Below are 12,762 nucleotides of genomic sequence, written 5' to 3'. Positions count from 1 at the left end.
CCGCGCCATCGCTCGTCGCGATGACATGGCTCCCCGCGACGGGAAGCCCACTCGACCTCTTGTTGCTGAAACGAAGAGGTTCCTTCATGTTCGGTTTTGGCTTGGCGATCGCCGCTCGCCTATACCACTTCATCCGCCGGTTCGCGCCGACGAATGTTCTGCTCGACGCGATTCACTCGCGCCGCGGACTCAAATGGGGCACCCCCGCGATGCTGCTCGCGATCCCGTACGGACTCGCAGCCGTCTACTGTGCGGGCTTGTTCGAGGCAGGCGACGGAGGCTGGCTCTCATTGCTTTCGCTTCTGTCTCTCTGGAATGCACTGAAGTTTCTCGTCGCGGGGCCGGGGACGCTCTTGGCACTGTTGAATGTGCGCCGCCGTGAAGGAATCTCGAATCAGCTTCCGCCTCCGGCACACTGATGGTGCTGCCGCCTGAGAGTTGTCTCTTCTCGCTTGGCCCCGGTCATCGCATTCGCCGAGACCGGACCGTCGACGTGACATCGATCCTCTGTTTCTGGTGGCGTGGGCACCAACACCTCCGCCGTCTCCGGTTGCAGCCTCGGCGGGATCGTGACATCAGATTTGGCGTGGAGAGTTGTTGCCATCTCTTCAGACGTCAGGGCACATCCATCCAGCAAGACCGTTGCGAGTGATGCGAAACCGATCGAATCGCGCATGAAATGCCTCAACGTCTCCACCGAGGCCTGTGAAGGTGTGTGCGGATGGGCACTTCGGCGACGACTGATGGGGTTCCTCCGTGATTGCGACTTGAGGTTGGGGTCGCTTGGAGTTCGGGGACACGGTCCGCCTCTAGCCAGAGCGGTAGTGCGCAATTCGGCGACTCTGTTGCGGGCAGCTCACAATACATACCCAAGAAGATCGCTCGGGTCTGCTGCACAAATAGGTGACAGGTTGTAGTCACGCGGCCAGAGTGGCTGGCGTGTTCATGATGGCCTCGAACTCGATCGGGGTCAAACGGCCCAGGCGGGGCTGGCGGCGTCGGCGGTGGTAGGTTCGCTCGATCCAGGTCACGATCGCGATTCGCAGCTCTTCCCGTGCGCTCCACGAGCGGCGGTTCAGGACGTTCTTCTGCAGCAGGCTGAAGAAGCTTTCCATCGCGGCGTTGTCCCCGCACGAAGCCACCCGCCCCATGGACCCGGCCATGCCGTGCCGCGCCAGGGTGCGGAGGAACCTCCTGCTTCGAAATTGCGATCCTCTGTCGCTGTGTACCACGCAGCCGGCGACGTTCCCGCGCATGGCCACAGCGTTGTTGAGTGCGCTGACGGCCAGACTGGACTTCATCCTCGAGTCGATCGAGTAGCCGACGATCTTGTTCGAGTACACGTCTTTGATCGCGCAGAGGTAGAGCTTGCCCTCGGCGGTCTTGTGTTCGGTGATGTCGGTGAGCCAGAGCCTGTTCGGGGCGTCCGCGGTGAACTCGTGCCGGGTCCGCCCGTTCTCGTCGGTGACGGTGCAGAGGTCGTCGTGGACCGCGGGCCCCGGCTTCTTCCCCTTCCGTCCCCGCTTCTTCCCGAACGCGCTCCACCAGCCGTTGGCCAACGAGATCCGCCAGGCGGTCCGGTCGGCCATCGGCTCGCCGGCGTCGCGGGCCTCGTCGGCCAGCAGCCGGTGCCCGAACTCCGGGTCGTCCCGGTGGGCGTCGAACAACGCGTTCGCCCGATACGCCTCCGCCAGCTCGCTGGGCGTGACAGGGTCCGCCAGCCACCGGTAGTAGGGCTGACGTGAGAGCTTGAGGACCCGGCACGCCACCGTCACGGGGATCCCCGATCCGGCGAGCTCGCTCACGAGCGGGTAGAGCCTTTCCCGGCAGGTTCGCCTGCGACAGATACGCCGCCGCCCGCCGGAGGACCTCGTTCTCCTGCTCCAACAGCCGGATCCTCTTCCGCGCCTCGCGCAACTCGACCGCCTCGCTGCGCGTCTGGCCGGGCTTGACGCCCGCGTCCACCGCGGCGCGGCTCAGCCACTTCTGCAACGTCATCGGGTGGACGCCGAAGTCTTTCGCGATCTGCTCGATCGTCACTCCGGGTTCGCGGTTCCTCGCAACGCGCACGACGTCGTCACGGAACTCAGTGGGGTAGGGCTTGGGCACAGCAACATCCTTCCAGGCCCGCCCTCCCGGGCAAGCCAAATCAGATGTCACCTAACCGTGCAGCAGACCCGTGGCACGATCGAACCTCGACGGTTGAGGTCGCGCAAAGCCTCGATGCGATACGTGAGCTAGTCGACAGCGAATCGCTCGAAGAGGCGAGAGATTCGGCCTGAACCCTTAAGCTGCCCGAAGTGACGTCCGTGGGGCGGGAGCGCGCCGCCGGCGACCGAATACAAGGCATCGTGCCCTGCATTCAGTGCCGACGAACAGCGCGATCGACGCGCTCCCCACATGTCGCGGCCTGTGGGGTATGCGGTGGTGTTCCTTCTCACCCAGCGTGCCACGACCGTGGTGTAGTTCACCGAGTTATTCGACGTTGGCGGCTCGGACGGGCTGGAAGGTACGTTCCTTGCTTCTAGTTAGCGTGAACTCTACTCAGGTTTAGCGTGGCTAGTCCTGTCGCCCTCATTCGGCTGCAGACCGTTCGAGGCCACGAGGCGTGAGTGAGGCAACTCGTGGCGTGAATTCTCATGTGGTGGCGCCAGGCACGATCGTTACGAATCGATCAAAACGGTTGTCGGATGGGACTTCGGCGAAGAAAGAGGCCACGATTGACGGCATGTCGACGCTGATCGTGGATAGAGGGTGCTCCACAAGTTGGCCAACTTCGGAATTGTCGACGCCGATTACGGAGATCTGCTCGGGGACGGCAAAGCCAAGATCGTGCGCAACAGCGAGCACGGCCAAGCCAACGTCGTCGTTGTAGCAGCACACTGCAACGGGTTCGTCGGATTCGCGAAGCAACGGCTCGAGAGCCTCACGCGCGCCTTCGCGGCGCAAAGGGATTGAGACGACATCCGGCGGGGGCAGCCCGCGGGAGAGACATTCGGCCGTAGCTCCTGCAACACGAGACGGCCCATACGGGTCCGATCGCTCGTCCGCGAGCAAAGCGATGACGACCCGACGGTGGCCGTGCCGCAAGAGGTGGGATACCTGCAACCGCCCAACCATTTCACTCGGCTGTTCCACCCCACTCTCCGCGGTGAGCTCCGGATAGATCGTTGTCCCCGCCGCCGCGATTCTCCGCCGCTCGCTCGAGCTGAAGACCCCGAGATCGACGACCACTGCGGGGCGAAGATCTAGCACCGCGGTAAGGGTAGCCGCGGGATCGTCACCCGAGTAGCGGACAACCACGGACTTGCCATGGATGGACGTGACCCCTGCGATTCGATCGACGGCATCTTGGAGGTGTCTGCCGAAGGTGGCGTTGGGCACGACGACGATGACCATCTCGCTGAGGCCGGTCAACAGGGCGCGCCCGGCCCGAGACGGTCGATAGTTCAGTTCGGCGGCCGCCTGGGCGACCCGTTGCTGCGTCTCAGCGTGAAAGCGGTCGCCGTGCCCATTGAGAATCTGGCTCACGGTGGATCTGGACAATCCAGCAAATGCGGCGACATCTTTCGCCGTTGGCCGCCATGGTTGCTCCGCCTGCTCGCTCACGTGGCAAGTCTTGCACAGTGGGATCGCTTGAAAGCCCATGATTGACACGTGACAATGACCGTGTATTCTCATTGTCACGTGACAATGTTCGCGCACGTGCACCCTCCGAACAAGGACGTTCCATGACCAGTGCTTCCACCACCGCCATTTCGGCTGCCGACTCAACGGCGACATCAAGCAGCGCCGATGCGACCGCTGAACGACTCACAATCAGGGAACGACTCTCCTACGGAGTGGGGGATGTCGGGGGCAACCTCGTTTTCGCTCCGATCAGCGCTTTCCTGCTCTTCTACCTCACTGATGTCGTGGGAATCGGAGCGGCGATCGCGGGCACGCTCTTGCTCTTTGGCCGGGTCATGGATGGCACGCTAGATCTCATTGTCGGGACGCTCATCGACAAGACATCCACTCGTTGGGGCAAAGCGCGCCCGTGGATTCTGTTCTCCACTCCCGTGCTAGTGGTCTCCTTCGTGCTCTTATTCAATGTGCCTTCCGGGCTTTCACCGGGTGGCAAGGAGCTCTACGCATTCGCTTTCTACTTCTTTTGCCTTGGCGTGGGATTCGTGTCATCGAATCTCGCGTATCACACGCTGCTCTCGGTGATTACGAGCAGCACAAAGATGCGCGTCTCTCTTACCGTATTCCGCACATTCTTCGCACTTGCTACGACCCTGGTCGTCAATGCGATCACGATGCCTCTCATCACAGCACTCGGCTCTGGTCAGAGCGCCTGGACGGGTGTCATGATCGGATACGGCGGAATCGCCACCATCACGTTCGCCGTGCTCTTCTTAGGGACGAAGGAGAGGGTGAAGCCTGCGGTGGGGGCGAACAACGTCGTGACCATGCCTCTTGGCATCAAGTTGAAGAAGCTCTTGAGTAATCCCTTCTTTTTCCTCGGATTCGGACTGTTCTTCCTCACGTTTATCCTCCAAGGAACCAGCGGGGTGGGAGTCTACTTCGCGAGCGACGTGCTCGGCGATCCCAACTCGTTTGGACTCCTCTCTGTTGCTCAACTCGCGCCAATGCTGCTTGGGCTGTGGTTCATGCCCCGGGTCATCAGCAGGTTTGGCAAGCGACGGTCAATTCTGTTCGGCACCGTCGTTGTCATCGTCGGTTCCATCATTACGCTGATCGACCCAAGCAATCTCCCCCTGGTGATTCTCGGTACCGCCATCCGAGGATTCGGCGGCATTCCCGCCATGGCGTCGCTCTTTGCTCTTGTCGCCGACATCGTGGACTACGGCGAGTGGAAGCACGGCGCCCGGTTGGACGGCATGACATATGCAGCCGCCACGGCTGGTCAGAACTTCGGCGCAGGTCTCGGCATCGCAATCGTCGGCTGGGTGCTCGCCGCGGCATCGTACGACGGGCAGGCGGCCCTGCAGGCGCCGTCGGCCATCTCGGCGGAGATCTTCCTCCAGCTCTGGTTTCCACTCATTGTTGCTATTCTCACCGGCATCATCGTGTGGTTCCTCAACATCGACAAATACCTCCCGCAGATTCACGTCGACCTCGCCGCTCGCCGCAGCGCCATAGCGGTCGCGACTGCAGAAGGCGACCCGCGGTGACCGAACTGGCATGGGGCATCGTCGGAACTGGTAGCGTGTCCCGGGCCATCGCAGCAGATCTGGCTCTGACGCCGGGCGTCCGTCGACTCGCTGTCACTTCACGCGAAGAACCGAGGGCGCGTGAGTTCGCGGATACGTTTTCGATCGAGCGCGCATACGGCGGTGTTGAGGAGCTCCTCGCAGATGAGGACGTTGACATTCTGTACATCGGTACCCCGCATGCGACGCACTCCGACATCGCGGTGCGCGCGCTCGAGGCTGGCCGACACGTGCTCGTCGAGAAGCCGGCCGGGGTGGACTCTAGTGATGTTCGCCGCATCGCCGACGCAGCCCGAGCGTCGGGGCGCTTCGCGATGGAGGGGATGTGGATGCGTTTCGCCCCCGCGTACAGGGCTGCGATCGAGGACATACGCAATGGAGCAATCGGGAGCGTGACAAGCGTACGCGCGTCATTCGGGATTCCCTTTGGCGATCCCGAATCCGCGTCCTGGACTGTACAACGACGCAGCAGCACGCTCCTCGATCAGGGAATCTACCCCGTGACCCTCGCTCTCGATGTGCTTGGAGTGCCGGAGTCACTATGCGCGACAGCGCACGTGCGCTCTGACGGTGTCGACCTCGCCGTCCACGCGACGCTCGAGTACCGCGACCACCGCTTCGCGCAGCTCGCTGCCTCGATGACTGGGTGGACGGAGCTGAGTGCCGCGGTTAGTGGATCGGCCGGTTGGCTCACTCTCTCGCCCCCCTTTTGGGCGACCGATCGGTATGTCCTGCATTCTCTCGCGGGTGGGGCGACTGATCAGGAGTCTCTCTTCCGCCCCGACCCTACGGTGCACCCTCGCGAAGGGTTCGGCTATGTCCCCATGCTGCGAGCCGTGACCGAGGCCATTGCGGACGGCCTCAAAGAACATCCGCTGCACCCCCTCCAAGACAGCATCACGATCGCCGAGATTCTCGACCGCATTCGAGCGTGCGCCACCTCACAACCCCAGTTAGGACTCCCCACATGAAAATCATCCAACCCTTCGGTCAGAACTGGACTCTGCGACGAGAAGGCGTCGACGACATCGCCGTGGTGATCCCGCACGATGCGATGATCTCCGAGACCCGCTCGGCCGATGCCGCGGGCGGGTACCATAGCTCGTATTTTCCCGGCGGCCGATACCTTTACGAGAAACGCTGGGTCGCCGAAGTCGAGCCCGGCCACACACTTTCAGTGCATTTCGAGGGCGTCTATGGAGCGACTGAGGTCTCCCTCAATGGTCAGCTCGTGGGCGAATCGGTCAGCCCGTACCGGGAGTTCAGCGTGCCGCTCACATCTGCTCTGAGGCCCGGCGAGGAGAATCTTCTGGAGGTTCGCGTCGACAACACCCTGACGCCAAACAGTCGTTGGTACACCGGGTCCGGAGTCTATCGACCGGTCTCGCTCATCTCTGCTCCCGAGACCCGCTTCGCGTTCGACGGTGTGCGAATCAGGACACTCTCCACTCAGGACCGGGCACGACTCTGCGTTGAGGTGGATGTCGACGGCCCGTTGTCGGATGCAGCGTCGGTGAGGATCTCCCTGCGCGACGGCGATTCGGTACTTCTCGAGCACGTCGGAGTGATCGGGTCGAACATTGTAGAAGCGCCCGGAGCTCGGCTCTGGTCGGCGGAGGACCCCTTCCTCTATACCGCGGAGATCGAGCTCGTTGAGGATGGACGTATTCTCGATCGGTTCACCCAGCGAGTTGGCATCCGTACCGTCGAGGTTGATGCAACGCACGGGCTTCGCATCAACGGGCAGACGGTGCTTCTGCGCGGTGCCTGCGTACATCACGATAACGGCCCTTTGGGCGCCGCTACCTTTCGCGCAGCTGAGTTCCGACGTATTCGCATCCTGAAGGAGAATGGGTTCAACGCGATCCGCAGCTCACACAATCCGCTCTCGCGCGACATGACCGATGCCTGCGACGAACTTGGCATGTATGTCATGGACGAGCTCAGCGACGTCTGGTTTGCGCCCAAGACTGCGCACGACCTTTCTGCTCGTTTCGAGGACCTGTGGCCGGACGACGCTCGGTCGCTCGTCGCGAAGGTTCGCAACCACCCCAGCGTCATCATGTACTCGATCGGCAACGAAATAGCTGAGTCAGGAACCACAGCCGGGATCGATGCTGCGCGTCGAATCTCCTCGTTCGTGCGTGAGTTGGATACCGATCGCCCCACTACACTCGCGGTGAACTTTCTCCTCAACGTCATGGCCAGCCAAGGCAAGTCGGTGTTCTCCACCGAGAAGAAGGCTCCGGTGAGGAAGTCCTCCGCAGCCACGAGCACAATGGCGAACGTAATCTCAAACAGGATCGGACGGATCACTCAATTCATCTCGGGCCTCCCGATTGCCGACAAGAGCACACGGGACGTCTTTCCCGCTGTCGACGTCGCCGGCTACAACTACGCGTGGTCGCGGTACAAGAAGGATGCCCGCAACTACCCGAGCCGCGTTGTGGTCGGGTCCGAGTCAATGTCGGGAGACATTGTCTCAATCTGGCCCCTCGTTAAGGAATTGCCAAATGTCATCGGCGACTTTATGTGGACTGGCTGGGACTACCTCGGAGAAGCCGGAATTGGAACGTGGGCCTACGGATCCGAATCCGGCTCAATCACGAAGCCATTTCCACAGCTGACCGCGGGGTGTGGGGCCATCGACATTACCGGTGTTCCCGGGGCGCCCATGCTTCTAGCCCGCGCCGTGTGGGGTGAGCTGGATGCGCCCGCCATCGCTGTCCGCCCGATGGACCGCAGCGGACAAAAGGTTCGACGCATGGCGTGGCGTCCTTCGGATGCCGTAGCCAGCTGGGCATGGCGAGGCTCCGAGGGCAAGCGTGCAGAGATTGAAGTGTATTCCTCCGACGATGAGGTTGAACTTCTCATCAACGGGCGGAGCTTGGGCCGCCGACGGGCCGGTGTTCGAGCAGGGTTCGTCACTCGTTTCCGGGTCCCGTACGAGGCGGGCGAGATCACTGCCGTGGGTTACTGCGGGAACATCGAGACTTCGCGGAGCACCCTGAAGTCCGCGAGTGACACGTCTCTCGCGCTGGTGGCGGAGTCCAGCTGGGTTGAGAGTGATGGCAGCGATGTTGCCTTTGTGAACGTCGAAATCAGAGACCACAATGGAGTCATCGAGATGCTGGACGATGACAACGTGGCGATCGAGATCGTCGGTCCGGCGGAACTCGTCGGCTTTGCCAGCGCCGCCCCATCCTCGACCGAGAGCTTCACCGACGATGAGCACACTACCTGGCGCGGTCGGGCTCTGGCAGTTATTCGTGGCACAGGCGCTCCGGGAACGATTGTCCTTACCGCAACCAGTACCCGACACGGCACGGTGAGCCTACAACTGCAGGCCACCGCTACGGCGACGAGCCTCGCGTCCGTCCGCTGACAGTTTGGACTTCGGCTTGAGCGCGGCTTGGGGCCCGTTCCGCCACAGATTTGCAGCCGGCGTCGTGAGCGGGACGGGGAAGCCTCTCCGCTCACGACGCCTGGGTGTCACAAGGGTCGGTTGCCTACGCCACGGCGTGGAGGCGGGCCGCCGCGTGGGCTGCCGCCCGGCGGGCGCTGAAGACGCAATCGGCGAGCGAGAGTCCGCTGACGTAGCTGTTCGAGCAGATCCCGACCGCTGTTCGACCGGCAGCGTAGAGGCCGGGGATGGTCGACCCGTCGGCTCGCTGCACGAGTCCGCTGTCTCCCTCGACCACCAAACCTCCCAGCGTGAGGCCGGGAATGGGGGAGAAGGGCGACGAGTCGTCGGATATGTTCACCGCGTAGAACGGCGCTTTGGTGATCGGATGGCAGACGTCGGCCTCTTTGTGTGCAGGGTCGCCGGCGCTGGAAGCGATGCCCGCGTTGTACGCGGAGATCGTCTGCGCCATTCCGGCAGGGTCGACACCCATCTTCGCGGCAAGTGTTTCGAGTGTTCGGGCGCGCTTGTGGCCGAGTGTGAACGTGAACGTCGCTGTGAGCTTGTGGAAGATCTGTGTCTGCGTCCAGTACTGCCCGCGGGCCTTCTTCCAGTTCTCGGAGTCATAGACGGCCCAGCCCTTGCCGCTGAACTCGCGCATGAGTACGTTGCCGTGCGTGGCGCCGTAGAGATCCTCATTGGCGATGCGGCGGCCATTGAGTCCAACGGTGACGCCCTCGATGAATGCACTCGGTGGCGAAAGGAACCGCCACGCGGTGACGTTTCCCATCTTCGCGGTCGTGCCGCCGGCATTCATTCCCAACTGGATACCGCTGCCGTCATCTGCGGGTGTGCCAAGCGGGGAGATCTTGACGAACCCGGGCGCGTGTTGCGCGACCCATTGCTTGTTGTAGATGAAGCCGCCGGCAGAGAGAATGACCGCAGAAGCGCGCGCTTCGCGCTCGACCGCACCTTTCTTCCAGATGTGCGCGATGCGGTCGGTTGTGCCCTTGACAAGATCCGGCGCCCAGTTGCCGATTTTTGCCGTGCGCTTTGTCATCCGGCGGTGTCGCGCTGCGCTCGGGTGAGCCTGCTCAAGCACACGGTATTTCACGCCAGTCACGACGCCGTCTTCGATAATCAGCTCAGTGACCTTCGCGATCGGAATGAATGTCACTCCCTTCCGCACTGCAGACTCGGCGAGCCGAGTCCACAAAACCATTCCCGAGGCGAGGCCCTTTGCCAGCACGCGGTGCCCACGGGGAGCGGGAGTAGCAGCCTGTCGGTAGGGATACGCCTTCTCGTTGCCGGAGAAGTACAGGTAGTGCCTGTCGGTGGGGTAAGACGTCTTGTACGGTGCGACCGAGCTGCCGAAGGATGCTCCCTGCTGCTCCAGCCACGGGATCATCCCAGCGCTCTCAGCGCAGAAGCGGCGCAGTGTTGTGTCGTCCACGGCGTCTCCAACCTCTTGCTTGAGATAAGCGTAAAGATTCTCAGGGTTGTCTTCATACCCAGCTTTGCTCTGGTGGCTAGTGCCACCCCCGGCATACACGACTCCGCCGGACAGCGCGCTGGCGCCGCCGCCGTATGAGCTGTCCAGCACGAGCACGCGCGCGCCGCGATCGGCCGCTTCGATCGCGGCAGCAGCGCCGGCGACACCGAATCCCACGACGATGACGTCGTAGCTCTGCTCCTCATTTACCCTGGCCATGTCAGATCGTTTCGCCGGCGTCGGCAAGCAGCACACTGCCCGTCATGATCATGGACAGGTCGCTCGCGGCGAAGAGCACGACGCGGGCGATGTCGTCCGGGCGGCCGATGCGCCCGATGAGGCTCTGGCTCATCACGTCCATAGACGGAATCTCGACCCCCGCGGCTGCAGCCTGCTCCATCATCGCCGTCGCCATGGCGATGTTGCCCTCGGTCGGAACATAACTGGGAGCAACGCCGAGAACCCGAATGCCGAGCGGGGCGAACTCGAGCGCCATGGCCTTTGTCATGCCGCGGACTGCATGCTTGGAACTGACGTAGGCGGAAAGTCCTGGGGCCGGCGTCTGGAAGCCGGCGGTGGAAACAATGTTGATGATGACGCCGCCGTTCCCTGTCATCTGGTTCGCAGCCTCGCGAGCGCCGAGAAAGGCGCCGCGAGTATTGACCGCGTACACCTGGTCCCATGCTTCGACAGACATGTGCTGCACTGGCACGCTCGGGAAGAGGCCCGCGTTGTTCACCCAGATATCTGGGGCGCCGACGACCGCGGCGGCCTCGGCGGCGGCATCCGAAACAGAATTCTGATCGGTGACGTCCATTCGTACGCCGATGGTGGTCACACCGAAGCGATGGCCTATAGCGAGGGCGGCTTCGCTTGCGAGCTCGCCGTTGAGATCGGCGAGGGCGATGTTGGCGCCGGCTTCGGCGAGCCGTTCAGCGATCGCCCTGCCAAGGCCCTGCGCGCCTCCAGTGATGAGTGCCGAACGGCCGTTCAGCGCGATCAGATCTGCGACCGAGCGGGCGGACACATCGGAAAAGGGAAAAGGCATGAGGGCCTCCAGGTAGATGCGGTAATAGTTTTGCCAGACTATGGCAAAACTATTTGCCTGGCTAGATGGGTAGCGTTAGCGGATGGAGCAAAATAGCTTGCGAATCGGCCGCCCGCCGAAAGCCGAGCCCGAGGCTCTGCGATCACAGCTCCTCGGGCTCATCGAGCAGCTTGGGTACGAACGTGCCTCGATGGGATCTCTCGCTGCTGACGTGGGCATGAATGTGCGCACCCTGCACCGCTATTTCCCCGCCAAAGCGGACATCGTTTGGGGCGGAATCGAGTCGTCAATCGAAATCCTTGTGTCAGAGCTCAATAGCGCGGACGAAGCGCGCAGCACTCTGGACGCAGTCGCCGATGCCATTGCCGGCGTTTTCGATCAGAATGCTGACGACCTCGCGATCATGCGCACACGATTGAGGCTGATCGCACTCACCCCTGAACTTCAGGCGAGTCGATCTGCCACCTTTGAAGGCTGGCGCCAGGCGATCATCCGCTTTGTGGCATTCCGGCTCGAGCTTGCCCCGAATAGCTTGATATGCGTCACCGCGGGAACAGCAATGCACGCGGCAATCATGGAAGCACTCAGCTGGTGGGCGCTGCACGCGGAGGTGGCTGATCCCGCCGGTTGTATTACTGAGGCTCTCCATAGTTTGAGCGCGCTCGGGGAACCTTGATCTTTCGTCCTTCGCGGGTCACATTCCGCCTCGTCGGTTCATCGTCGGCAACAGCACGCCGAGAATGATGCATCCGTGCTGAAATTGTGGTCGGACCCCGAAATATGCTTGGGCTTCATCCGGATGCCAAATGAAACGATCTGCTGACCAGACTGGAGTGTCGTGCTGTCAGCTGCGTGCATGCAGAATCCGATTCTTGGCCCTGGCGAGCGGGACGTGCTTCTGGTGCTCCGCAGGAGCCGACCTACACCACAACTGCAGTTCCGGTGCTTCCACCGAATACGCCCGAGCTCGCCGGTTGGCCTTGACAGGTGGGCAGTTCAGCGTCGTAGTCGTGCTCGGATCGCCGCTCGCCGATGGCTGGCTGGAGGCGTCCACCCATGAGCTCATTGACGGAGCGCCGGGGTCAGAAGTGCTGGATTCCGCTTCCGAGCTCGTGATTCTTGAGGGACCGCGAGAAGTCGCTCGGCAGGGCGACTTTCACGCCGATTCCACCGCCGGAGCATGGTTCGTAGAGGGAGGCAAAGAGAGTGTGGACAGAAAAGACTGCGTAGGGGCAATCTAGATTCCGCGCGGACACCGGTTGCTCTCGAGTTCAGCCTGCACGGCGATGCGGACTCGTCGCCAGCCGAGCTCTTGGAAACTACGATCTAGAGGCCGCATTGCGAGGCAGAACCGCAGATGCCGTCACCGTCGATTTCATCGCGACCAACACGACCAGCCTCGGCTCCAAGCTGCGAATCAATGATGGTGTGTGCGATTCTTTGACTACATCGCCTGGCGAAAACGGCCGCGTCTGACGTTCCGCTCCATCGCGGTGCTCGCAAGATTCGCCGGTTCTCTTCTACGCCCGCCCAACGACTTCTATCACGAACGCGCACCGCCTTCGTAGTGTGGCTGTAGCTCATGAGGCGGCCGGCGGAA

General features: G+C 62.3%; 9 protein-coding genes. 5 read left to right on the top strand and 4 right to left on the bottom strand.

Annotated elements, in window-relative coordinates; genetic code table 11:
• The first annotated feature begins 86 nt into the window (after nt 1-86).
• Nucleotides 87-419, top strand: a complete 333-nt coding sequence (locus BLT62_RS11120) for a hypothetical protein (protein WP_083364117.1) — start codon at nt 87-89, stop codon at nt 417-419.
• 498 nt (nt 420-917) lie between these two features.
• Here BLT62_RS11120 and BLT62_RS11115 read toward each other — a convergent pair.
• Nucleotides 918-2,109, bottom strand: a protein-coding gene (locus tag BLT62_RS11115) for an IS3 family transposase (protein ID WP_156786324.1) whose coding sequence is annotated in 2 segments (ribosomal slippage) — nt 918-1,823 and nt 1,825-2,109 — 1,191 coding nt in all. Because the reading frame shifts where the segments join, the coding sequence is not laid out codon by codon here.
• 528 nt (nt 2,110-2,637) lie between these two features.
• Nucleotides 2,638-3,609 carry a LacI family DNA-binding transcriptional regulator gene (locus BLT62_RS11110; RefSeq protein ID WP_172829692.1) on the bottom strand — a complete coding sequence of 324 codons (972 nt, stop codon included), beginning with the start codon at nt 3,607-3,609 and terminating at the stop codon, nt 2,638-2,640.
• Between the two features lie 122 nt (nt 3,610-3,731).
• Here BLT62_RS11110 and BLT62_RS11100 point away from each other — a divergent pair, with 122 nt between their 5' ends.
• Genes BLT62_RS11100 through BLT62_RS11090 form a run of 3 tightly spaced genes read left to right on the top strand, consistent with a single transcriptional unit; the run spans nt 3,732 to nt 8,604 of the window.
• Entirely contained in the window at nt 3,732-5,180 is a 1,449-nt protein-coding gene (locus BLT62_RS11100; protein WP_083364116.1) for an MFS transporter, read from the top strand.
• Nucleotides 5,177-6,190, top strand: coding sequence for a Gfo/Idh/MocA family protein (locus BLT62_RS11095; protein WP_172829691.1), 1,014 nt, complete (start codon nt 5,177-5,179; stop codon nt 6,188-6,190). The genes BLT62_RS11100 and BLT62_RS11095 overlap by 4 nt, the downstream gene beginning before the upstream one ends.
• Nucleotides 6,187-8,604 carry a glycoside hydrolase family 2 TIM barrel-domain containing protein gene (locus tag BLT62_RS11090; RefSeq protein ID WP_083364115.1) on the top strand — a complete coding sequence of 806 codons (2,418 nt, stop codon included), beginning with the start codon at nt 6,187-6,189 and terminating at the stop codon, nt 8,602-8,604. The genes BLT62_RS11095 and BLT62_RS11090 overlap by 4 nt, the downstream gene beginning before the upstream one ends.
• A gap of 124 nt (nt 8,605-8,728) precedes the next feature.
• Here the strand turns inward: BLT62_RS11090 and BLT62_RS11085 are convergent, their stop codons facing one another.
• Both BLT62_RS11085 and BLT62_RS11080 read right to left on the bottom strand, forming a co-directional pair.
• Nucleotides 8,729-10,333: an FAD-binding protein gene (locus BLT62_RS11085; protein ID WP_083364114.1), complete on the bottom strand. Its 1,605-nt coding sequence runs from the start codon at nt 10,331-10,333 to the stop codon at nt 8,729-8,731.
• 1 nt (nt 10,334) lies between these two features.
• Nucleotides 10,335-11,162, bottom strand: a complete 828-nt coding sequence (locus BLT62_RS11080) for an SDR family NAD(P)-dependent oxidoreductase (protein ID WP_083364113.1) — start codon at nt 11,160-11,162, stop codon at nt 10,335-10,337.
• An 82-nt stretch (nt 11,163-11,244) separates the two neighbouring features.
• On the opposite strand from BLT62_RS11080, the gene BLT62_RS11075 reads away from it, so the two are divergent.
• Nucleotides 11,245-11,838: an acyl-CoA-like ligand-binding transcription factor gene (locus tag BLT62_RS11075; protein ID WP_083364112.1), complete on the top strand. Its 594-nt coding sequence runs from the start codon at nt 11,245-11,247 to the stop codon at nt 11,836-11,838.
• Nucleotides 11,839-12,762 lie beyond the last annotated feature (924 nt).

This window comes from Microterricola viridarii (assembly GCF_900104895.1).
Taxonomy (GTDB): domain Bacteria; phylum Actinomycetota; class Actinomycetes; order Actinomycetales; family Microbacteriaceae; genus Microterricola; species Microterricola viridarii.
The sequence above is the reverse complement of the archived record's forward strand: the minus strand, read 5'-3'. Positions and strand labels throughout refer to the sequence as shown.